The sequence below is a fragment of the Micromonospora sp. NPDC005173 genome (genome assembly GCF_040608515.1).
GTDB lineage: Bacteria > Actinomycetota > Actinomycetes > Mycobacteriales > Micromonosporaceae > Micromonospora.
On record NZ_JBEXIK010000010.1, the window covers coordinates 24,892 to 45,468 of the forward strand.

Below are 20,577 nucleotides of genomic sequence, written 5' to 3' on the forward strand. Positions count from 1 at the left end.
GAAGGTCAACTGCTGATACCGGCGACCAGCGCTGGCCAGCCCGATTGTCCGCCTGGGCCGTTCACCGAGGCCGGTACTCGACCTCCGGTCGACCGGGCGTGCCATAGCGGGGCCGGCGCGCCGCCCGGTCGACGGTCACCAGGTACTCCAGGTAGCGGCGGGCGGTCACCCGGGAGATGCCGGTCCGCGCGCTCACCTCGGTCGCCGACAGCCCCACGTCCGCGCGGGTTCCGTCGGTGAGGGCGGCGCGCACCCGGTTCAGGGTCTGCGCGTCCAGCCCCTTGGGCAGGCTGTGCCCGGCCGTGCCGCGCAGGGTGGCGAACATCCGGTCCACCTCGTGCTGGGCGGCCACCTCACCGTCGGCGAGCGCCTGGGCGCGGTAGTCGGCGTACCGCTCCAGCTTGTCGCGAAACGCGGCGAAGGTGAACGGCTTGAGCAGGTAGTGGGTCACTCCAAGAGAGACCGCCGTGCGCACCACCGCGAGGTCCCGGGCCGAGGTCACCGCGAGCACGTCGACGCTGCTGCCCGCCGCGCGCAGCGCCCGGCAGACGTCCAGGCCGTGCAGGTCGGGCAGCCGGAAGTCGAGCAGCACCAGGTCGACGTCGCCGCCGTCGTTGGCGCGCAGCGCCGCCATCGCCGCGCGTGCGGTGTGCGCCACCCCGACCACCACAAAACCGGGAACCCGCTCGGTGTACGCCGCGTGCGCCTCCGCGAGCAGCGGCTCGTCCTCGACGACCAGCACCCGAATGTCGGTCATCGGCGGGCCCCGACGACCGGCAGTCGGACGGTGAACAGGCTGCCGCCGTCGTCCGAGCGGCCCACCTCGGCCCGGCCCCCGTGCCGGCGGACCACCTGCCCGACCAGCGCCAGGCCGAGGCCCCGGCCGGTGCTCTTGGTGGACCAGCCGCGCCGGAACGCGTCCGCCACCCGGTCCGGGGCCAGCCCGGGGCCGCTGTCGGCGACCCGTACCACCAGCTCGTCGTCGACCGCGCCGACGAAGACGCGTACCCGGCGGGGGGCTGGCGTACCGGCCACCGCTTCGAGGGCGTTGTCGACCAGGTTGCCGACCACGGTGAGGAGGTCGCCGGTCGGCAGGGGGCTGTCGTCGAGGCGGCAGTCCGGCTCGATCACCAGGTCCACCCCGCGCTCGCTGGCCTGCGCCGACTTGCCGAGCAGCAACGCGGCCAACGCCGGCTCGGTCACCGCGCCGACCACCCGGTCGGTCAGTTGCTGGGCCAGCGCCAGGTCCCGGGTGCCGAGGCGGACCGCCTCGTCGGCGCGGCCCAGCTCCACCAGGGTCAGCACGGTGTGCAGCCGGTTGGCCGACTCGTGGGTCTGCGCCTGCAACGCCTCGGTCAGCGCGCGGACCGAGTCCAGCTCGCTGGCCAGGGCGCGCAGCTCGGTCTGGTCGCGCAGGGTCAGCACGGTGCCGAGCACCGCGCCCTCGAAGCGGGTGGTCCGTTGGTTGGCCACCAGCACCCGGTCGCCGGCCAGGATGGGCTCGTCGAGGGCGTCCCGCCGGGAGGTGAGCAGCTCGGCCACCGCGGGCGGCAGGTCGATCTCGGCCACCGGCTGGTCGGTCACGGGCGCGTCCCCGTCGAGGCCCAGCAGCCGGCGCCCCTCGTCGTTGATCAGTGCCACCCGGCGGTCGGTGGTCAACACGACGAGGCCCTCCCGCACCGAGTGCAGGACCGCGTCGTAGTACTCGTACATCCGGGTCATCTGGGCCGGCCCGAGACCGTGCGTCTGGCGGCGCAGCCGGCGGCTGAGCAGCCAGGAGCCGGACGCGGCGAGGGCGAGCGCCGGTGCGGCGACACCCAGCAGCACCGGCAGTTGACCGAGCAGCTTCCGGTTGATGGCCCGGGTGGTGATACCCACCGAGACCAGCCCGACGATCCGCCGCTGGTCGTCGTACACCGGAACGACCGCGCGCACCGACTCGCCGAGCGTGCCGACGTTGGTGATGGTGAATGGGTGGCCCGCCAGGGCGGGCTCGATCTCCCCGACGAACGGCTGGCCGATCAGCTCCCGGGTCGGGTGCGAGAAGCGGGTCCGGTCGGGGGCCATCACCACCACGAAGTCGGTGCCCGTCGCGAGCCGGGTCGACTCGGCGTACGGCTGGAGGGTGCCGGCCGGGTCGGCGGTCGTGAGGGCCTCGCGGACGTCGGGAGAGCGGGCCACGGTCTGTGCCACCGCGAGCACCTCCTCCTGTGCGGCCTGCTGGGAGTCGCTGCGGGCCAGCCAGAACGCCCCCGCCGCGCCGGCTAGCACCAGCAGCGTCACCACCACGGCCTGGAGGGCGAACAGTTGCCCTGCGATGCTCCACTGCCGTCGGGCCACCTCCACCACCTCCTCGTTGCGCCTGTGTCGCTGGACGGCGTCACCGGTGATTTCGCGGTGAACAGAATGACCGCAAGGCTGTCAACGTGTGAGACGCGCTTCACATTGTCGACATGGACACCACCGCATCCACCACCACACCGGCACCGCCGGTCCGCCGGGACCGTACCCGGTACCTTTACCTGGCCGTCATCGTGGCCGTGCTGGCCGGCATCGTGGTCGGCCTCGTCGCCCCCGATTTCGGCAAGGAACTCAAGCCGATCGGCACCGGCTTCGTCAACCTGATCAAGATGATGATCAGCCCGGTCATCTTCTGCACCATCGTGCTGGGCGTCGGCTCCGTCCGGCAGGCCGCGAAGGTCGGCAAGGTCGGCGGCCTCGCCCTCGGCTACTTCCTGACCATGTCGACCGTCGCGCTCGCCATCGGCCTGGTGGTCGGCAACCTCATTCACCCGGGCTCCGGCCTGAATCTGGGGCAGGACCTCGCCGGTGCGGGCAAGGCCGCCGCTGGTGACGAGGCCGGCGGGACGGTGGACTTCCTGCTCGGGGTCATCCCGACCACGCTGCTCTCCGCGCTCACCGAGGGAGAGGTGCTCCAGACGCTGCTGGTCGCCCTGCTGGTCGGCTTCGCCGTCCAGGCCATGGGCCGGCGCGGTGAGCCGGTGCTGAACGCTATCGGGGTGATCCAGCGGGTGGTGTTCAAGGTGCTCGCCATGATCATGTGGCTGGCGCCGATCGGCGCGTTCGGTGCCATGGCCGCCGTGGTCGGCGCGACTGGTGTCGACGCGCTCAAGAGCCTCGCGCAGATCATGGTGGGCTTCTACGCGACCTGTCTGATCTTCGTGCTGGTCTTCCTGGGCTCGCTGCTGTGGTTCGTGGCCCGGATCTCGATCTTCTCGCTGCTGCGCTACCTGGGCCGGGAGTTCCTGCTGATCCTGTCGACCTCATCGTCGGAGTCGGCGCTGCCGCGGCTCATCGCGAAGATGGAGCACTTCGGGGTGAGCAAGCCGGTCGTGGGCATCACGGTGCCGACCGGATACTCGTTCAACCTGGACGGCACGGCGATCTACCTGACGATGGCGTCGCTGTTCATCGCCGACGCGCTGGGCAAGCCGCTGTCGATCGGCGAGCAGGTGTCGCTGCTGCTGTTCATGATCATTGCTTCCAAGGGTGCTGCCGGGGTTACCGGCGCTGGGCTGGCCACGCTGGCCGGTGGCCTTCAGTCGCACCGGCCGGACCTGGTTGACGGGGTTGGGCTGATCGTGGGCATCGACCGGTTCATGTCGGAGGCTCGGGCGTTGACGAACTTCGCGGGTAACGCGGTCGCGACGGTGCTGGTGGGGACCTGGACCGGGGAGTTCGATCGGGATCGGGCGGCTGGGGTGCTGCGCGGCGACGACCCGTTCGACGAGGCCACGATGCTGGACGAGCACGACGACGAGGATGAGTCGGCGACGCGGCGGTCCGAAGAGGCGGCAACGCCGGTCGGTGTGCCGGCCTGACTCCGGAGTCCGGAACCAACAGGGGTCGCGCCAGGCCAGGGCCGGCGCGACCCCTGCGTTTACGCCAGTCCTCTACGGCACCCACTTCATCTCCAGTTCGATTGCCGCCGCGCGATCCAACGATGCAAGCCGTCGGCTGAACTGGTCGGCCTGGCGCGGCGGCTCAAGGTGCTCGACCAGACGCAGCGCATCTAGGGTCAGGGTCGGATGATGCGTGACACCGATGGCGTGGTGTAGTGCCAGGGCATCACTCAACGCGACCGGATGTGCAGCAGGCCCCGAAGCCGTCCGGACCTCGGCGTCGGAGGACAACGGATGCTTTCGGACTATCAACAGCACCTGCGGGCGAAGTTCATGGTCGCCACGGTCGTAGCACCACCACCACCACCGTGGCGGCATGTGGATCAGGCCTGGCAATACGTACCCGTAGGCGGGCTACAAGGTGTGGGCTTTGGCACCCACCCGCAGACCGGCGGCGACCTGCTGATGGTGGTCTCGATGGACGGCCTCGGCCTGTTCGACGCCGAGACTGGCGCGAAAATCGCCCGCGACCGCAACCCTGACCCCGATGATGCCGAGCCGTCGGGGCCAGAACTGTCCTGCCCGGGCATCGGGGTGCTGGCGGGAAGCCGGATCCGAATCGCAGGACTGCTCGGCGGCGGGCTACACACAACGACCGACGACGGCTGGACCATCGACGTGGTGGCACCCGAGTGGCCGAACCATCGGGTCCTGCTCTCCGCCGACGGTGGACGCTACGACGGCCCACCAGGAAAGACCTGGTGGCACGTCTTCCACTCCGACTACTCGGAGCTTCGCGCCGCCGGGTTCTCCCCATCTGGATGCACCCTGGTTATCGTGACCAGCAGCGACATCACACTCATTGGCCGCCCCGAGTTCGCTTAACCGCAGTCACAGTAGGTAGCGACGCGCCTCAGCGGAGTGTCACCGGCGGCGAATCGCCGAGCCCGCGGAAGACCTCGCCGCAGACGTCGACGCAGTGCGCCAGCACCACGTCGGCGGTGAGCGCCCCGGTCGTGGTGAACAGGAAGGCCTCGCGGTCGACGCGTTCGACCGATTCGGTCCATGGCGCGGCCGTCAGCACCTGCTCGAAGACGTCGGTGCCGGGGCGGGACAGGTCGAAGACGATGAGCATGCCGTCGTCGAAGCTGAGGGTCCACTCCCGGCCGTCTTTCGTGGCGATCGCCAGATAGTCCGGCAGATCCTCCAGTGTGGGGTCCTGCGGCAGGCGCGTGGCGGCCTCGGTCACCGCGGGCAGCCTGGCCAGAGCGTCGCCGTCGAACACGTCCCAGCCGCCGCTGCTACGCCGCGGCTCGACACCGTCGACCGCGTAGGCAGGGCGGGAGCGTCGCAACCAGCAGATGACTCTCACTAACAAGTTCCGTTGGAGTACCAGAGGCTCTCACCGGGAAGCCGGCGAGCTTGATGTTGTTGGTCCACGCCGATGCATGCGAGGACCGAGGTGCCGTCAGCCGCCAGGAACAGTTGGAAGTGGTAGGGAGGATCCGACTGATTGACGCGGCCGAGCCGCAGCGGTTGCTCCCCGAGTGCGTGAAGCGTCTCGACGGCCGCTACGAAGCCGCGGGTGGGGATTCCCCGCTCCCTGGTGTGGGCCTGCCGCCTTCGGTACGTGCGCGCCAGGTTGTCAGCAGGGACAAGGTCGTCGTCGATGCGGAAAGGACTTCCCTCTTCGAGAGCCCTACGGCACGCTTCGTGCGCCGGACTGTCGTCGACAAGGAGGGAGAACAGTTCCGCGCGCTCCACCTGGCGACCGTACCGCCGTTTCGCGGATCTGAGTGGTACGGACGACGAGGTGGTCACGGAAGCAGGGCGATGACTGCCGCCTCGATGGTGTCGATGTCCGGAGCCCGATCGTGTGAGGTGTCGACATCGATGACGGCGTCGACTCGGTCGGGTGGCGCGAAGACCGACCGCTTCATGTCGCCTTGCTCAAACAGAGACGCGAGCTGTTGGTCGACGGCCTCGCCTCCGGCCGCCCGAGCCCGCAGACGCTCGCCGATGACCGACTCGTCGGCGACGACGTGAACAGCGAGCACCCGAGCGTCAGAGGCGACCATCGCATCCAGCAGCTCGTGGGACAACACCGAGGACTCCACCACGAAGCTCGCCCCTGCGGCCGCGAACAGCCGGGCTGCGTCGACCATTACGGCCTCGGCGCGGCGGCTGAAGGGACCGCCGGCGATGTGAAAATCCGGATCGAGGCGAAGGCCGCCGTCCTGGACCGCAGCGGAGGACAGCCCGATTCCGGTCTTGATCTCGTCGCGGGTCAGAAACGGCACACCGAGGCGGCGCGCTGTCGCGGAGGCAACGGTCGTCTTTCCGGCTCCCGGGGACCCGCAAACCGCAACCACTACAGGCCGTTCCTTCGTCGACATCCGCAGATGGTGCCACGTGCGCTGTCAGCAGCTGGCAGCCGCGTACTGGCGGCACTCCTCGCGGGTCATGGCCAGGGGCTCTCCGAACGGATCCGGTACTGCCCATACCTCTCCGTCGGTGAGCGAGCGCAGGTCGCCGAGTGTGAACCGAACCACGGCATCTCGACTCTCTGCCCCGTCGGTGTCTGCCCAGACCCCATAGTGCTGATCCTCTGCGAAGGCGGTCAGCAGGCGAGCTCCCGGCTCGACGTTCTTGAAGCGCACCTCGCCGCCCGGCTCGGTGATGCGCAGTTTCCAGCCGGGCGGAGTCTCCAGGAGTCGAATCTGTGTGACTGAGTCGTCGCCCTTGGCGTCGGCAACACTCCACCCGAGCGGAAGACCGGTGGCCGGCGCGGACCCGGTCATTTTCTCAACTGTCGAAACCACAACAACGTCGGAACGGCCACAAGGGTGGAAGAGGGCCGTCGGGTGGCCATCGTCAAGGAAAACGGCAGTAACCGAAATCTGGGCAGGCGAGCATCCGGCCGTGAGTAGGCAGCACAGCAGAATCAAGACGCCCGCGAGCGCCCGCCGGCCACGCTGCGCCAATGTCGTGTGCGCTTCTAACCCCATGAACCCACCCTGGCCGTCGTAGGTGGATCGAAGGCTCCCGTGGCGTAACGATCCGAGTTCGGCTGTATCGGTGCTCTCTCGCCGCCGAACCCTTGACCCGGTCAGGCAATCGGGCTCTTCACAATGCAAAGTGTCTTCGGTGACGCTGATGCGCCGATTCTCGTCGAACTCGCGCAAAAACCAGATCTACAAGGCGTTCCGGGAGGTCGGGCGCGTGATGCGGACCGTGGCGCTGCTGCGGTTCCTCGCCGACTCGGGGCTGCGGGCACGGGTGACCGCGGCCACCAACAAGGCCGAGGCCTACAACGGGTTTTCCGCCTGGACCCCGGTTCGGCAACCAGGGCGTGATCGCCGAGAACGACCCGGCCGAGCAGGAAAAGTCGGTCAAATGGAACTCGCTGCTGTGCAACCTGATCGTGTTCCACATCGCGATCGACATGATGGAGGTCATCCGGCAGCTGGTTGCCGAGGGGTGGCAGGTGACGGCTGAGGATCTGGCCCAGCTCTCGCCCTACCTGACCTCCCACATCCTCCGGTTCGGCGCCTACGCAACCGACGAACTCCACATCCCGCCGGGCGTGTTCGACCCGCGCTGGACGAGGTCGACTTTGGCGGCGAACAGCCCGCGGCCGCGTAGCAGGGCACGGTAACGCAGCAGAGGTGGTTTAGCGCCTCCCCCATGCGGGGCGACACTGGAGGGCCGAGAATCCTCCATCGCTCACGCAGCACGCGTATCCCACACAAATGTCCGCGGCCCGGCGCTCGTCCGGGATCGGCGCCGGCTCGATGCTGGCGGCAGCGCGGCTGGACCATTTCGGCGCGCGATGCCGGCGGGGTTGATCGCGAACACGGTGGCGGCGATGCTGTGGGCGTGGAGTACGTGTCCAGAGTGCCGCGACCGCCGCTGGACGGGCTGATCGACGACCTTTACTACCTGGAGGGTGCGCCGCCGTACGCCCGGCTGACGCTGCCGGCAAGTCCGGCGGCGTTGCTCATCGTCAACCTCGGGGCGCCGTTCCGCATCCGCGCCGGCACCGACATCGAGACGGCCGAGTACGCCGACGGCTGCGTGGTCACCATGCCCACCCGCGCGTGGGAGTTCGGCTACCCATCCCGGACCCGGTCCGTCGGCGTGCACTTCAAGCCGTGGGGGCTGGCGCCGTTCCTGCCGATGCCCGCGGCCGAGCTGTGTGACCGGCCGGTGACGGTAGAGCAGGTTTGGGGCCGGCCCGCCATTGCTGAGCTGCGAGACCGGCTGGCCACGGCGGACGGACCGCACGAGATGCTGACGCTGCTCGAGGAGGAGCTGATGCGACGGCTGTGCGAGACCGCCGGCCTGGGGCTGGTCCGCCATACGAGCAGCGTCATCGCGGCGACCAGCGGGGCGGTGGCGATCGGCGACCTGAGGGTGGCAGCCGGTGTCAGCAGCACTCATCTGGCACAGCGGTTCAAGGAGCTCATCGGCGTCACGCCGAAGCGGCTGGCCCGCACCTACCGCTTCACCGCCACCGTGTTCGCGATCAACCCCGCCGGACCGATCGACTGGGGCGACCTCGCCGGTGGCGCAGGCTACTTCGACCAGGCCCACTTCGGCCACGAGTTCCGGGCGTTCACCGGGCTCACGCCGACCCGGTACGTCGAAGTCCGGCGGCGATTCCTGCGCGAACATCCCGGCCACGCGCTGGACGGCTGGCCGCTGCCGGCCGATTGATTTCTTACAAGAGAGACAGCTCACGACACGCTAATTTGGGGGCACCCCAAAGCAAAGGAGAGCCCCGTGGGCAAGGTGGTCATGTACAGCTCGGTGTCGGTGGACGGCTTCATCGCGGACGAGAATGACCAGCCCGGACCGCTGTTCGACTGGTTGTCCAGCGGTGACGTCCCGTTGGACGAGAGCGGCGTGCTAAAGGTGTCGCAGACGTCCTACGACTACACCCGGCCGTACTGGGACCAGATCGGGGTGACAATCGCCGGCCGCCACGTCTTCGACATGACGGACGGCTGGGACGGGAAGCCTCCGGGCGGGATCGACCACGTGGTCGTCGTGACGCACCGGCCGAAGCCCGAGGGCTGGGACCCCGAGGCGCCGTTTCACTTCGTCGACAGCGTCGAGGCAGCCGTGGCCAAGGCGCAGGAGCTTGCGGGTGACCGCATGGTCGAGGTCGCCGCCGGCGACGTCGGTGGCCAGGTGCTTGCTGCGGGCCTGATCGACGAGGTGCGCATGGACGTCGTACCCGTCGTGTTCGGGTCCGGCAAGCGCTACTTCGGGTCGGTCCACGCGCAGCACCTGTTGGAGGATCCTGACGTGGTGATTCAGAGCAACCGGGTGCTTCACCTGCGCTATCGGGTGCGTCGTTGACCGATCTGAGCGGGTACGCGAAGAAGTCCACTGCGAACGGTGACACAAGATCGGGCCTCCGGCTGCGTGTGGCGCCACACGTGCTCATCGACCCCGATGACCTTCACACCGTTCAACCGGCCGGGATCGTTGATCAGCACCCGTCGGCCCTCGGCCAGGACCGCGTCGTTAGAGGTGTTCCACGCGACGCCAAGCCCTTGGGCGACGCGAGCGATGCTCAAGTGCTGACACACGATCGCCTCCAGCGCCCAGGCAAGTCCACGACGCGACAGCCTGGCCCGCGGCTCGGCCGCGCGGCTGGTGTCCTGGGGCCACACATGCCCACACCCGGTGCACCGGTACCGGCGGATCGTCACCAGCAGGGTGGTCGGTCGCCAGCCCAGCGGCTCGTGCGCCAGCTCCCGCGGTGTCCCGGGGTCTTCCTACACACCCGCAGCGTCGGCACCAGCCCTCAGTGCCGTCATCGGCCTCCAGGACCCGGCACGCCAGGACCGCGCGATCGGGCTCCAGACGCTGGCCGACCACGACCAGGCCGAGCTCATCCAGGCGGCAGAACGTGGTCAGGTCAGGGCAGCCGAAGGTAGCGTCAGGCACGTCGAGGTCTTCCAGATGGGCGGCCTAGTACGGCAGCCGCCAATTGCTAGCTGACCAGGGCGTAGTCGCGGTTTAGTCGTGTGCGTTGGTGGAACCAGCGGGCGCGGGCTTGGTGACGGCGTCGCCAGGTGAGCCAGTGCGTGTCGTGGCCGGGCGGTTTCGGATGGTAGAGGGCGTTGGCGAGTAGTCGTTTGACCTCGGGGACGGTCAGGGGGATCAGTCCGGGCTCGGGTGGTGGCGGCTGGTCCGGTGTGCTCGGCGGCGGCGCCTGGGTGTCGGTGCGGTCGGCGAGGTGGGCGGCGGTGACCGCGCAGACCGCGAGGGCGGCCATGACCAGCACGGTATGCCGCGCGATCGCGGTATAGAGCCGGGCCTGGCACTGGTCCAGGCCGAAGTGGTCCTTGCCGAACTCGAAGTCCTCCTCGACCGGCCAGCGCAGCCCGTCAGCGCGGATCAGCCTCGTCTTGGTCAGGATCTGCCCCTGCGGCACATGGCAGTAGTGAAATGCCAGTTCACCGCTGCGCAAGTGACGGCGGACCAGCAGGTGATGGCGGGGCGAGGCGGTGGCGATCCACGCCCAGGCGTACCAACGTTGTCCTTTCGACCCGGTACCGGCCGAGCGGACCTCCCACCGACGTGTGTCCCCGGCCAGCAGGGTGACGGCCTGCGCGCAGGTCATCCTGTCTCCGGAGGGAAGGTTGATCATGAAGGTGGAGGCGACTCGCAGCACGTACGCCTGCCCGTAAGCCTCGAAGAACTCCCGCAACTGTGTGCAGTTGCCGTACACCTCATCGCCGCAGGCGACGTCGAACACCAGGCCGTCGGCGAACGCATCAGCACAGATATCGATGGCCAACTGGCCCTTGGTGCGGAACTCCACCTCCGGCGGCAGTCCCATACCGGCCGAGGCCTGCGGGTCGGTGATGTGCTCAGCCGGGATCCACTGACGCGCGCCGATCAACGCGTGTCCCGTCTTCTCCCGAACGTAGGACAGGTGCACCGTGTTGATCCCGTTCGCGACCCTGCCCGCGCACCCCATGTACTGCCGCTTCACCCCACACGTCGCGACGCCCTGCTTGGGCTGACCCGTCTCGTCCAACGCCGCGATCACCAGCCCACGCCGCCGCCGACGGCTCGCCGCCTCGTCCAGACCAGCAGCGGCGAACCGCCGGACCTGGCTCATCGCGGCCATCGTGTCCCACACCGCCCGGTTCAGCAACCGCTGCGTACGGTCCGGCGTGGCATCCCCGACCTGCTCGGCGATGGTCCACCCGTTGCGCTTCGGAACCTGACTGACCAGCGCCGACACGTACCTACCCGCATGCTGCCACGTCTGCGTCCGAACGAAACACGACCGCAACCGCTCCAACAGGCCGGCCCGTGCCCGCACCGCGCGCCTGGCGGCTAACCTGGCAGCAGCAGCCGCCTTCGATCTTGTAGTCCTCACAAACACATGATCGACAGGCGGCTGCGTCCACGTTGCACACCCCCACCACATCCCGCCAGGTCAGACCGCCAATGGCGGCTGCCGTACTAGGAACCTCCATCCTCGGAAGACCTCCACACCTACCCCGGGATCGACGCGCCAGCCACCATCCAACCAGCGACTACACCCTCAACTGTGAAGAGCCGGCAATCGGGCGGGACGCGACGGCATCCGGGCGATCGGCTCGCAAAGGCGCGGATCGATAACTTCCCGCAAAGATGTCGCCACCGTGCCCAAGGCTCAACGCCATCGTCCGTCTACCGGAAGTAACGTTCGTTGATCCGCTCGGCACCGCCCGGCTTGCCCGCCATGATCTGACGCCCCTGCCACTCGATGGTGCGCTCGTCACTCCATCCGACGCAGAAGTGCAGGCGGCCACTGGCGTACAGGTTGCCGGGCAACCACAACGTCATCGGTAGGAGATCGACTAGCCAGGTGAGCATCGCGCCAGGCTAGTCGGTGGCCTGGTCACTTCGGCGGGCTATTCGCCGCGAAACCCGCCGCCACCGGGAACCTCGTTGGAGAATGGTTGGCCGGGGAGGGTGCTGCGACGAACCCGGGGGACCAGGCGTGCTCGGAACCAGCCTCCTGGGCCGGCTTCGTCGCCGTGACCCGGGGGATGCCGTCCTGCGGCGCCGGCACGGCTGACACTCGTCGCCTCCGTCGTCATCTATGCCTGCCGCTACGGCGCGGGGAACTCGGCCTGTTCGGCATTTCGGCAAGGAACTCACGCCGATCGGCACCGGCTTCGTCAACCTGATCAAGATGATGATCAGCCCGGTCATCTTCTGCACCATAGCCGATTCGTTGGATCGGCCTTTTTGATTTCTCCGCGGACAACACCGTGTCGTCAGACACCGCTACGTCTTATCCCGCTAGTCGATAAACCACTCGCCATTGCTCCCGCGTCTGCACAGAGCTTCGCCGTCCACAGGCGACGCGGTGCGGTGGCGTGAATCAGTTGGGGAGACTGGCGGGCGAGCAACACCAGCAGGCACCGGAGCCCTCAGCCCGTAGACGGGCTGTTCACGCTGCCTGGGTTGATTCCGGAGGGACCGGGAGCCACGCATGTTTGGTTACTGTGGATTCGATTCATTCGGTGTCCATGGCCGCGTAGTCGATCTACGTGTTGGTAACATCGCGCTGGGCAACAATGCTGGTGTCCATGGTGGAGTTGGTCGAAATGGTGGGGTGGGAACCGCCGAGCCGACGTGTGACACACGTAACTGTCGGGTTCTCGCCTGCCGCAGAAATTGGGCATGTAATCATTGCCGGGTACATTTCCTGTCGGGCCCGACGCTTCTCGACAAATGATTGCCGATCGTTACCGATTGGTCCGTCCGCTCGGCCAGGGCGGGATGGGCCGCGTGTGGCAGGCCCGGGACGAGATGCTCCAGCGAGACGTGGCCATCAAGGAGTTGGTGGCGCCGCCCGGTCTGCGCGACGACGAACGCCGCGAGATGCGCGAACGGTCCATGCGCGAGGCGCGGGCCGTCGCCCGCCTGGGCCACGTCAACGTGGTACGCGTCTTCGACGTGCTGCACTCGGGCGACGACCCGTGGATCGTGATGGAGCTCGTCCCGTCCCGATCCCTGCATGAGGTACTCGAAGCCGAGGGGCCGATGTCGGCGGCCCGCGCCGCGCGGATCGGGCTGGGCGTGCTGAGTGCGCTGCGGGCCGCACACCGGGCCGGCGTACTGCACCGGGACGTGAAGCCGGCCAACGTACTGCTCGCCGACGACGGCCGGGTGGTGCTGACCGATTTCGGGCTGGCCACCCTCCCCGGCGATCCGCGGATGACCCAGACCGGGATGGTGCTCGGCTCACCGGCGTACCTCGCACCGGAGCGGGCCACCGACGGCGAGGTCGGCCCGGCCGCCGACCTCTGGTCGCTCGGCGCCACCCTCTACGCGGCGGTCGAGGGCCGCACCCCGTATCACCGCTCGTCTCCGATGGCGACGCTGGCGGCGCTCGCCACCGAGGCGCCACCATCGGCCCAGCGAGCCGGCCAACTGACCCCGCTCCTCGAAGGACTGCTGCGTCGAGAGCCGGATCAACGGATCAGCGCCGAGGAGGCGGAGCGCCTTCTGCGGCACGCCGCCGACCAGGGCAACCCGGTCGGCCCGGTCGGCCCGACGCCCGCCGCATCGGGACCGGCCGTGCCGTTCACGCGGATCAACACCGGCGACGGTACGCCCCGATCGATCGTGCCCGAGTTCGTCACCGCCGGGTCCGGCGGGCCGGTCGATCCGTCGACCGACCCACCGGCGAGCGCCACGTCGCCGCCTCCTGCTGTGACGACGGACTCGTTGCCGGTGGTCTCCGCGACGTCGTCCGGGTCCGACCCGAGCTCGTCAATTCCCGAGTCGGCCGCGCCGCCGGACCCCGCGGCCGGTCCGACCAGCGGCCCGGCCCGGCGGCGTCGGGGTTGGCTGGTCGGCTCGATCGCCGCTGCCGTACTGGTCGTGCTGGTGGTGAGCGCGTCGCTGCTGAGCGGCCGGCCATTCGGCGAAGCGGGCAGAGCGGCGCCGACCGCCAATCCCTCTCCAATCGCCGAAGAGGCGGTGTCCCAGGTGCTGCCGCCGCCGTCGGCCGGCTGGCGCTACCACCGGGACGACCCCCGCTTCCTCGTGCCGGTGCCGGACGGTTGGCGGTCGCAACGCGTTGGCGAGGGGGTCGAATTCCGCGAGTCGGGCGGCAGCCGGCAGTTCGTCCTCGACGAACTCCGGCCGATCCCCGCGGATCTGGTCGCCGGGCTACGAACGCGGGAAAAGTCGGAGCGTCAACGGTACGGCAACTACCGACGGGTCCGGCTCGCCGCGCTGAACTACCAGGTGCGGGCGGCCGAGTGGGAGTGGACGTACACCGATGCCAACGGCACGCCGATGCGGGCGACGAGCCGCGCCTTCGTCGATCGCAATGGACACGCGTACACGATCGGCTGGACCACCTCGGACGCCGAGTGGTCGGTCAGCCGGGGGATCTTCGAGCTGATCACGGATGGCTTCCAGGGGCTGCCGCTAGCCGCCGGTCCGCCGTCCGGATCGGCGAGTGCCCCACCGGCAGGAGGTGCGGGGCGCCCGTCGACCGGGTCGGGCAGTGGTTCGACGGCCGCTGCGGGGATCCCAGGGCAGCAGCCCTCGGCGACGGCGGCTCCACCACCCGCTGCGCCGGTCCGGCCGGCCGGCGCCAAGCAGATCGTCGGCAAGGAGACCGGGCTCTGCCTCAACAGCGGCGAACGCGACGGCGTGCGGGTTACGCTGCGCAAGTGCCAGGAGGTGCGGAACCAGTGGTGGTCCTTCTCGTCCGACGGCACCATCCGGGTAGGCAGCCTCTGCCTGGACGTCGCCTGGGGTGAGAAGCGCGACGGCGTTGCCGTGCAGTCCGCCAACTGCACCACCGTGCATGCCCAGAAGTGGGAGTGGATCGAGAAGGACGGGCGCCGCTCACTTTTCAACCGCCTGACCGGCAGGTGTCTGGACGTCGACGGCCACGCGGCGGGCGCGCCGATGATGATCTGGACCTGCGTGTTCAACGCGAAGCAGACGTTCAACCAGAAGTAGGCTGCTGTCAGCGGCGATGATGCCCGCCATCGCGGTGCCGGACCGACGCAGTCAGTGTCGCCGCGTCCATTGCCGACGGTCACGTCCGCTCCGACGGCGACCCGGCCCCAGTGCAACGGGAACGCCAACCAGAAAGGCGGGCCAGCTGAGCCCCCGGGCCGAGTGGGCGGCATAGCTGACGATTCGCAGCGAAAGCCGCCGCCACCGGGGAAGATGGTCAACCGGGGATAGGGGCGTGGCGACGAACCCGGGGGACCAGGCGTGCTCGGAACCAGCCTCCTGGGCCGGCTTCGTCGTCGTGACCCGGGGGATGCCGTCCTGCGGCGTGCGGCACGCCTGACACTCGTCGCCTCCCTCGTCTTCTACGCCTGCCGCTACGGCGCGGGGAACCCAGTGCTCGCGACGTACGGCCTGTTCGGCACGGTCGCCGCCGGGTCGTTCGCGCAGCTGCCCGGCCCGGCGCGCCAGCGGGCGCGGATCCTGATCACGTCGCTGCCGGTGGTCTGGGCGCTGATCACCGTGGGCACGCTGCTGGCGTGGAGCACCTGGGCGGCGGCCGGCGGGATGCTGGTCATCGGGTTCGTCGTGGCGTTCGCCGGGGTCGGCAACCCGCGCCTCGTCGGGCTGGGCAGCGCGTTCCAGCTCTTCTACATCCTGGCGTCGTTCCCGCCGTACCAACCGGGCACCCTGCCGCAGCGGCTGGGTGGGGTCACGCTCGCCATCGTGCTGCTCGCTGTGGCCGAGGTGGTCCTCTGGCCCGATCCGGTTCCGGTCTCCTACCGGCAACGACTCACCGACGCGGCGGATGGCGTCGCGGCGTTCCTCAATGCCACGTCGGACGCGCTGACCGACCCGCACGGCGGTCACGGCGGTCGGGAGACGCACCGCGAGCAGGCGTACGGCGCGGTGGCGGGGCTCGCCCTGAGCCGTACTCCCGCGGCCTGGGCACCGATCGCCGCCGGCGCTCGTGATCGGGCGCTGCGGATCTGCGCGTCGGCGCTGCGGGAGGTCCTCGCAGAGGCGGACCGGCTGACGGCTGACGGCCCACCGGCGCCGACTCCGGAGTTGGCGGCGGCGCGGCTCCTGCGGTCGTGCGCCGACACGACCCGTGCCGCCGGCCGGAGCCTGTCGCCGGGTACGCCGCCGGTTGACCTCGGCGACCTGGACGCCGCGATCGGGCGGGCCGAGGGGGCGTACCCCGCTGGGCAGGACGGCGGTCGCGACGTGCCGGACGTGTTCCGGTTGTGCCGGGACGCCACCGCGCTGGCCCTCGCCGACCAGGTGCGGGTCTTCACGGTCGGGACCCGGGTGGCCAGCGGATCGCGACTCGACGACGGGGATACCTACTCAGGGCTCTTCGAGTACGCGAGGCGCAGTCCATGGACGTTGTACTGGCGGCAGTTCCGCGCCCACCTGGCGCCCCGCTCCGAACACCTGCACAGCTCGCTGCGGCTGGCCGTGGCGCTGGCCATCGCCCGGGTGGCCGCCGGGGTGTTGCAGCTCACCCACGGCTTCTGGGTGCTGCTGGCCACCCTCACCGTCCTACGCACCTCGGCCGCCGACACCCGCACCGCGCTGCGGCCCGCGGTGCTTGGCACGATCGCCGGCGCCATCGTCAGCGGACTGCTGATGTTCGTCATCGACGAGCCGATCGTCTACGCCGTCGCGTTGCCGTTCGCGCTGATGCTGGCCTTCGGCGTCGGTCGCCTGCTGGGTCCGGTCTGGCAACAGGCGCTGTTCACCCTGCTGCTGACGTTCGTCTTCGCCCAACTCGGCCCCAAAGGATGGCGGCTCGCCGAGGCCCGCCTGGTCGACGTTGTGCTCGGCGCGGTGATCGGCGTGCTGGTCGGCGTGGCGATGTGGCCGCGCGGCGCAAGCCACGACCTTCGGCGCAACGCCGCCCGCTACCTGGCGGCCAGCGGAGACGCGGTCGAGCAGACCGTCCAGGCGCTGCTCGGCGGTCCTCCGCCCGACCGTGCCTTCCACCGGGTCGGTCAACGGATGATCCTGGTCGACTCGTCGCACTGCCAGTACCACTCGGAGCGGCACGATCCGTCGAGCCGGCGGGTGGACTGGGACGCGGTCCTGGGCGCCGGGCACCACGTGATGTCCGGCGCTGAGTCGCTGCTGCGGCGCAACCCGCCCGGCTGCCTCGCCGGCTGGCCGCCGGCCACGGCATTGCTGCGGGAGTCCGCCGGCGAGCTGCGCTCGGCGTACGACGACCTCGCCGACCAGGTCGAGCACGGCCGGCCTTCGGGGCCGGTGCCCACCCCGCCCGGCTGCGTCGACGAACTCGACCGAATCCGCCCGTTGCTCGGCGAGGTCGACTCGCGGTCCTCGGTCCGGCATCTGGTGGAGGCCGATCGGTGGCTCGCCAGTCTCGCCGACGGCCTCGCCCGGATCCACCCGCCCGCCCCTGATTCGGCCGACCGAGACGGGAAGGCGTGAGCCCGAGGGTGGGATGCGCTTGGATGACGCCGGATCCGAGCAGCTCGACAGCGCTGCTCGACCGGCAGGGTGTCGGCGGCGAGCGTGATACCTCAGTGTCATATCCATACCTCAGAGTCATCACGCTTGTTACGGCGATGCCCGCCCGCCGCCGACGGGTAGCTCATCGGTGTGCCGCAGGCCGCCGGTCGCCAATTGGCCGTGCCCATGCCAGGGCGCTCCGCCTAGCGTCGGTCGCGTGGACATTGAGCAGGCACAGAAGCTCTGGCAGCCGGAGCCCGGCTGGTTGAACACCGCCTCCTACGGGTTGCCGCCCGAGCCGGCCTGGACGGCGATGCAGGAGGCTCTGGCCGACTGGCGGGTCGGCCGGACGTCCTGGGAGGGCTGGGGGGACTCCGTGAACCGGGCCCGGACCGCGTTCGCCGGCCTGATCGGGGTGCCGGGCGAGGACGTGGCGGTCGGCGCGACCGCCTCGCAGATGCTGGCTCCGGTCGCGGCGTCGCTGCCGGCCGGTACGACGGTGCTGGTTCCCGAGGTCGAGTTCACCTCGAACCTCTTCCCCTGGCTGGTGCAGGAGGAGCGCGGCGTCAACGTCCGCACCGTGCCGCCGGAAGGGCTGGTCGACGCGATCGACGCCGACACCGACCTGGTCGCGTTCAGCCTGGTGCAGTCGGCCGACGGCCACGTCGCGGCGTACGACGAGATCGTGGCTGCGGCCCGCGCGCACGGTGCGCTGATCGTGGTGGACGCGAGCCAGGCGTGCGGCTGGCTGCCGTTCGACGGGAGCCTGGCCGACGTGGTGGTGGTGAGCGGTTACAAGTGGGTGATGGGCCCGCGTGGCTGCGCGTACGCCTATCTGGCCCCGGCGTTGCGTGACCGGCTGCGCCCGGACGCCGCCGGCTGGTACGCGGGCCGCGACCCGCACGCCTCCTACTACGGCCCGCCGCTGCGGTTGGCCGACGACGCTCGCCGGTTCGATATCTCACCGGCCTGGTTCAGCTGGGTCGGGGCCGCGCCCGCCCTGGAGTTGATCGCCGAGATCGGCGTGCCGGCGATCCAGGCGCACGACGTGGCGCTGGCCAACCGGTTCCTGACCGGGCTGGGCCGCCCGCCGGGGGAGAGCGCGATCGTCACCGTCGACGTGCCCGACGCGGAGCGGCGGCTGGCGGTGGCCGGAATCCGCGCGGCGGTACGGGCCGGGCGGGTCCGGGCGTCGTTCCACCTCTACTCCACCGAGGCCGATGTGGACGCCGCGCTGACGGCGCTGACCGGCTGAGCCGGTCAGCGCCACGCCCGCTCAGGCCAGGTGACCGCCGATCTTCGTGTACCCGCGCAGCAGGTCCCGCGAGATGATCAGCCGCTGCATCTCGTCGGTGCCCTCGAAGATCCGGTACAGCCGGACCTGCCGGTACCAGCGCTCGATGGGCAGCTCTCGGGTGTAGCCCATGCCGCCGTGGATCTGGAGCACCCGGTCGACCACCCGGTTGACCATGCCGGCGCCGTAGAGCTTGCCCATCGACGAGGCGTGTCGGGGGTCCATGCCCTGGTCGACCGTCCACGCCGACTTCAGCACCAGCCAGCGGGCGGCTTCCAGCTCGGTCTCCGAGTCGGCGATCATCCACTGGATGGCCTGGTTGGTGCCGATCTTCGCGCCGAAGGTCTCCCGGGTGTTGGCGTGGTCGATCGCCATCTGCAGGACCCGTTCGGCGATGCCGATGGCGTGCGACGGGATGGTGTAGCGGCCCTTGCCGATCCACTCCATGCCGAGGGTGAAGCCCTGCCCGATCTCGCCGAGGATGTTGCGGTGCGGCACGCGGACGCCGTCGAAGATCAGCGACGCCGGGCCGCCCTCGCCCATGGTCTGGATGAACTCCGAGCGCCAGCCCATTGACCGATCCACCAGGAACGCGGTGGCCCCGCCGTTGCGGGCGCCCTTCTCCCGGTCGGTCACCGCCACCACGATGGCGAAGTCGGCGTCGTTGCCGCCGGTGATGAAGGTCTTCTCGCCGTCGAGGATCCAGTCGTCGCCGTCGCGGCGGGCGGACAGCCGGATGTTCGCCGCGTCCGACCCGGCGCCCGGCTCGGTGATCGCGAAGCAGGAGCGCCGCTCGCCCTCGATGGTCGGGATGAGGAACTCCCGCTTCTGCTCCTCGGTGGCGTGGAACAGAATGTTGTCCGCCTCGCCGCCGAAGCGGAACGGCACGACGGTGTGGCCCAGCTCCGTCCAGATCAGTGACTGGAGTACGGCCGGCAGGTCCATCCCGCCGTACTCCTCCGGCGTGGCCAGGCCCCAGAACCCGAACTTGCGGGCCTTGAGTTGCAGCTCGCGCACCTCGGAGTGGTCCAGGCCCGGCTGGTGCGCGCGCTCCCGGCGGAGCACCTCCGCCTCCAGCGGCATCACCTCGCGGCGGATGAACGACCGGACGGTGTCCCGTACCGCCCGCTCCTCGTCGGTCAGCGAAAAGTCCACGGTGGTCCTCCTGGCGTTGGCGCAGCCGGTCACCCTTAAACTAGCGGTGCAAGTTTTGCTGCGTCCAGACCCTACTGCCGAGACCGCGAGGAGCGCAGTGCCCCGACCACGTCAGCCCCGGCTCACCCGGCAGCTCATCGTCGAGACCGCCGCGGCGGTGATCGACGCCGAGGGCCTGTCGGCGTTCTCCACCCGCCGGCTCGCCGCCGAGCTGGGCGTGCGCGGTCCCTCGCTCTACAACCACTTCGCCACCAAGGACGAGATCCTGGACGCGGTGGCCGACACGGTCGCCGCCGCCGTTGACACCAGCGGCTTCGCCAGCCGGGACTGGGCCGCCGCGCTGCGCGACTGGGCCTGGTCGTACCGACGGGCGCTCACCGCGCACCCGAACATCGTGCCGTTCCTGGCTCAGGGGCCCGGGCGTCGGCCCGCCGCGCTGGCCATGGCCGACGCGGTCTACGGCGGGCTAGTGCGTGCCGGCTGGCCGCCGGCCCGGGCCACCCACATCGGGGCGGCGCTGCGCTACTTCGTGGCCGGGTCGGCGCTTGGCTCGTTCGCCCGGGGCTTCGTCGAGGACCCCGAGCTGTACGCCGCGCACTATCCGCACCTGCGCCAGGCGCACCGGCTCGCCGAGCACCAGCAGAGCGTGGACGAGGGCGCCTTCGCCCTCGGCCTGGACGCCCTGCTGCACGGCCTGGCCGCCGAGTACGCCCGCACCGTCGGCCCACTCGACCCGGTGGAGTCCGCCCGGCCCAGCGGGTAGCGTCCAAACTCCCAGCGCTAGTT

Annotated in this window: 19 protein-coding genes and 2 pseudogenes; 10 read left to right on the forward strand and 11 right to left on the reverse strand. The window is 69.9% G+C overall.

All coding sequences use genetic code 11. From position 1 onward, the window contains the following. Positions 1 to 61 precede the first annotated feature (61 nt). Positions 62 to 757, reverse strand: coding sequence for a response regulator (locus tag ABZV00_RS14120; RefSeq protein ID WP_328425970.1), 696 nt, complete (start codon positions 755 to 757; stop codon positions 62 to 64). Continuing rightward, positions 754 to 2,340, reverse strand: a complete 1,587-nt coding sequence (locus ABZV00_RS14125; RefSeq protein ID WP_355605647.1) for a sensor histidine kinase — start codon at positions 2,338 to 2,340, stop codon at positions 754 to 756. Before ABZV00_RS14125 ends, ABZV00_RS14120 begins: the two co-directional genes overlap by 4 nt. 113 nt (positions 2,341 to 2,453) lie before the next feature. Between ABZV00_RS14125 and ABZV00_RS14130 the strand changes: the two genes are divergently transcribed. Then, positions 2,454 to 3,842, forward strand: coding sequence for a cation:dicarboxylase symporter family transporter (locus ABZV00_RS14130; RefSeq protein ID WP_355605650.1), 1,389 nt, complete (start codon positions 2,454 to 2,456; stop codon positions 3,840 to 3,842). A 72-nt stretch (positions 3,843 to 3,914) separates the two neighbouring features. Here the strand turns inward: ABZV00_RS14130 and ABZV00_RS14135 are convergent, their stop codons facing one another. After that, positions 3,915 to 4,097 carry a hypothetical protein gene (locus ABZV00_RS14135; protein ID WP_355605652.1) on the reverse strand — a complete coding sequence of 61 codons (183 nt, stop codon included), beginning with the start codon at positions 4,095 to 4,097 and terminating at the stop codon, positions 3,915 to 3,917. 144 nt (positions 4,098 to 4,241) lie between these two features. On the opposite strand from ABZV00_RS14135, the gene ABZV00_RS14140 reads away from it, so the two are divergent. After that, entirely contained in the window at positions 4,242 to 4,748 is a 507-nt protein-coding gene (locus ABZV00_RS14140; protein ID WP_355605655.1) for a hypothetical protein, read from the forward strand. 28 nt (positions 4,749 to 4,776) lie between these two features. Here the strand turns inward: ABZV00_RS14140 and ABZV00_RS14145 are convergent, their stop codons facing one another. From ABZV00_RS14145 to ABZV00_RS14160, 4 genes are all read right to left on the reverse strand, one after another. Next, positions 4,777 to 5,112: a hypothetical protein gene (locus ABZV00_RS14145; protein ID WP_355605657.1), complete on the reverse strand. Its 336-nt coding sequence runs from the start codon at positions 5,110 to 5,112 to the stop codon at positions 4,777 to 4,779. A 122-nt stretch (positions 5,113 to 5,234) separates the two neighbouring features. After that, positions 5,235 to 5,627 carry a hypothetical protein gene (locus ABZV00_RS14150; RefSeq protein ID WP_355605660.1) on the reverse strand — a complete coding sequence of 131 codons (393 nt, stop codon included), beginning with the start codon at positions 5,625 to 5,627 and terminating at the stop codon, positions 5,235 to 5,237. 53 nt (positions 5,628 to 5,680) lie between these two features. Next, a complete protein-coding gene (locus ABZV00_RS14155) occupies positions 5,681 to 6,259 on the reverse strand; it encodes an AAA family ATPase (RefSeq protein ID WP_355605663.1) in 579 nt (192 codons plus the stop codon). Between the two features lie 24 nt (positions 6,260 to 6,283). Next, entirely contained in the window at positions 6,284 to 7,048 is a 765-nt protein-coding gene (locus ABZV00_RS14160) for a hypothetical protein (protein ID WP_355605987.1), read from the reverse strand. Here ABZV00_RS14160 and ABZV00_RS14165 point away from each other — a divergent pair. From ABZV00_RS14165 to ABZV00_RS14180, 4 genes and pseudogenes are all read left to right on the forward strand, one after another. Continuing rightward, positions 7,020 to 7,139: pseudogene (locus ABZV00_RS14165) on the forward strand (Tn3 family transposase); the annotation flags it as partial. The gene ABZV00_RS14160 and the pseudogene ABZV00_RS14165 overlap by 29 nt on opposite strands. A gap of 76 nt (positions 7,140 to 7,215) precedes the next feature. Then, positions 7,216 to 7,521, forward strand: a complete 306-nt coding sequence (locus tag ABZV00_RS14170) for a Tn3 family transposase (RefSeq protein WP_355605665.1) — start codon at positions 7,216 to 7,218, stop codon at positions 7,519 to 7,521. 221 nt (positions 7,522 to 7,742) lie between these two features. After that, positions 7,743 to 8,582: a helix-turn-helix domain-containing protein gene (locus tag ABZV00_RS14175; RefSeq protein WP_355605668.1), complete on the forward strand. Its 840-nt coding sequence runs from the start codon at positions 7,743 to 7,745 to the stop codon at positions 8,580 to 8,582. A gap of 66 nt (positions 8,583 to 8,648) precedes the next feature. After that, positions 8,649 to 9,230 carry a dihydrofolate reductase family protein gene (locus ABZV00_RS14180; RefSeq protein ID WP_355605671.1) on the forward strand — a complete coding sequence of 194 codons (582 nt, stop codon included), beginning with the start codon at positions 8,649 to 8,651 and terminating at the stop codon, positions 9,228 to 9,230. Positions 9,231 to 9,292: 62 nt separating this feature from the next. Here ABZV00_RS14180 and ABZV00_RS14185 read toward each other — a convergent pair. The 3 genes and pseudogenes from ABZV00_RS14185 to ABZV00_RS14195 form a co-directional block, all read right to left on the reverse strand. Beyond that, positions 9,293 to 9,824, reverse strand: a pseudogene (locus tag ABZV00_RS14185) (ISL3 family transposase); the annotation flags it as partial. A 46-nt stretch (positions 9,825 to 9,870) separates the two neighbouring features. Next, entirely contained in the window at positions 9,871 to 11,133 is a 1,263-nt protein-coding gene (locus ABZV00_RS14190) for an IS701 family transposase (RefSeq protein WP_355605673.1), read from the reverse strand. A gap of 434 nt (positions 11,134 to 11,567) precedes the next feature. Beyond that, entirely contained in the window at positions 11,568 to 11,753 is a 186-nt protein-coding gene (locus ABZV00_RS14195; RefSeq protein WP_355605676.1) for a hypothetical protein, read from the reverse strand. 867 nt (positions 11,754 to 12,620) lie between these two features. Here ABZV00_RS14195 and ABZV00_RS14200 point away from each other — a divergent pair. The 3 genes from ABZV00_RS14200 (at position 12,621) to ABZV00_RS14210 (ending at position 18,597) form a co-directional block, all read left to right on the forward strand. Continuing rightward, entirely contained in the window at positions 12,621 to 14,873 is a 2,253-nt protein-coding gene (locus ABZV00_RS14200) for a serine/threonine protein kinase (RefSeq protein ID WP_355605678.1), read from the forward strand. A 261-nt stretch (positions 14,874 to 15,134) separates the two neighbouring features. Continuing rightward, a complete protein-coding gene (locus ABZV00_RS14205; RefSeq protein ID WP_355605681.1) occupies positions 15,135 to 17,321 on the forward strand; it encodes an FUSC family protein in 2,187 nt (728 codons plus the stop codon). Positions 17,322 to 17,559: 238 nt separating this feature from the next. Continuing rightward, on the forward strand, positions 17,560 to 18,597 hold the full coding sequence (locus ABZV00_RS14210; RefSeq protein ID WP_355605684.1) for an aminotransferase class V-fold PLP-dependent enzyme: 1,038 nt from the start codon (positions 17,560 to 17,562) through the stop codon (positions 18,595 to 18,597). Between the two features lie 21 nt (positions 18,598 to 18,618). Here the strand turns inward: ABZV00_RS14210 and ABZV00_RS14215 are convergent, their stop codons facing one another. Further along, complete coding sequence (locus ABZV00_RS14215) at positions 18,619 to 19,791, reverse strand: acyl-CoA dehydrogenase family protein (RefSeq protein ID WP_355605687.1); 1,173 nt, start codon at positions 19,789 to 19,791, stop codon at positions 18,619 to 18,621. 97 nt (positions 19,792 to 19,888) lie between these two features. On the opposite strand from ABZV00_RS14215, the gene ABZV00_RS14220 reads away from it, so the two are divergent. Then, entirely contained in the window at positions 19,889 to 20,554 is a 666-nt protein-coding gene (locus ABZV00_RS14220) for a TetR/AcrR family transcriptional regulator (protein WP_328426004.1), read from the forward strand. The last annotated feature ends 23 nt before the right edge of the window (positions 20,555 to 20,577 follow it).

Bases quoted from the DNA above. Each gene is read 5' to 3' on its own strand.
- ABZV00_RS14120 (WP_328425970.1), bottom strand. From the start codon at position 757: ATGACCGACATTCGGGTGCTGGTCGTCGAGGACGAGCCGCTGCTCGCG.
- ABZV00_RS14130 (WP_355605650.1), top strand. From the start codon at position 2,454: ATGGACACCACCGCATCCACCACCACACCGGCACCGCCGGTCCGCCGG.
- ABZV00_RS14155 (WP_355605663.1), bottom strand. From the start codon at position 6,259: ATGTCGACGAAGGAACGGCCTGTAGTGGTTGCGGTTTGCGGGTCCCCG.
- ABZV00_RS14195 (WP_355605676.1), bottom strand. From the start codon at position 11,753: ATGCTCACCTGGCTAGTCGATCTCCTACCGATGACGTTGTGGTTGCCC.
- ABZV00_RS14200 (WP_355605678.1), top strand. From the start codon at position 12,621: ATGATTGCCGATCGTTACCGATTGGTCCGTCCGCTCGGCCAGGGCGGG.